The organism is Phytoactinopolyspora endophytica (assembly GCF_004138495.1).
Classification (GTDB): Bacteria; Actinomycetota; Actinomycetes; order Jiangellales; family Jiangellaceae; genus Phytoactinopolyspora; species Phytoactinopolyspora endophytica.
The window spans coordinates 25824-26889 of sequence record NZ_ML142859.1; the positions used below are offsets into that span (position 1 = coordinate 25824).

General features: G+C 66.3%; 1 protein-coding gene. It reads left to right on the forward strand.

The genetic code is table 11. The features are described from left to right. Positions 1–124 precede the first annotated feature (124 nt). Positions 125–1066 (forward strand): arginine--tRNA ligase domain-containing protein (gene argS / locus ELR45_RS41160; protein ID WP_240759919.1); only part of this gene is annotated, 942 nt, incomplete at its 3' end.

Consider the following 1066-nt stretch of genomic DNA (forward strand, 5'->3'; position numbering starts at 1 on the left):
CATCCTCTACCACGTAGTACAGCCGGACCGACATCGCCATGCGCGGAAATTCACGTGCCTGCCGCCGCGCTTCGCTGAAAGATGAGGGGTGATGTATTCGCCATGAGGTAGGAGGTCTGTTCTGTTGAGTGATCACGCCGTCGTTCCGCTGTTGAGTCAGATCGCATCCGACGTGTCGGAGGCGATCGGCCGTATCCGCCCGGATTTGGTGGGAGCGGACCCGGTGGTGCGACGTTCCGATCACGCAGACTTCCAGTCGAATGCCGCGCTCTCGCTGGCCAAGCAGACGCGGACTGCGCCCGCCGAGTTGGCCTCCGCGCTGGCCGAAGCGCTTGAGGCGGCGGTTGGCGGCACAGGGCCCATCGAGACGGTGGAGCTCTCCGGGCCTGGTTTCCTCAACATCACCATCTCCGACCGCGTGATCTGGGAGCAGGCCTCGGTGCGGCTGGCGGACCGGAGGCTGGGCGTCGGCTCGCCGGAGGTGGGACGACGGACCGTCGTCGACTATTCCGGGCCGAACATCGCCAAGGAGATGCACGTCGGCCATCTGAGGACGACGATCATCGGTGACTGTCTGGCGCGGGTGCTCGGCTTCCTCGGCGCGGACGTGGTGCGGCAGAACCACTTGGGTGACTGGGGCACTCAGTTCGGGATGCTGATCCAGTATCTCGACGAGCATCCCGACGCGGCGTGGCACCAAGACGAGGTGGCGGCCGGCGCGTCGGCGGTGTCTGCCCTGGATGAGCTGTACAAGGCATCGCGTGCCGCATTCGACGCGGACACGTCGTTCGCCGATCGGGCGCGGGCGCGCGTCGTCGGTCTGCAGTCTGGAGACGCCGCGACTCTCGCGCGATGGAACGAGATCGTCGCCGAGTCCGAGAAGGCATTCCGTGACATCTACGACCGCCTGGACGTGCTGCTGACACCCGAGGACTCGGTGGGCGAGTCGTTCTACCAGCCGATGCTCGGAGACACGATCGCCGAGCTGGTGAATGATGGGGTCGCGGTGGAGAGCGACGGCGCGGTGGTGATCTTCTCCGAGGGCGTCACCGGCCCCGACGGGCAG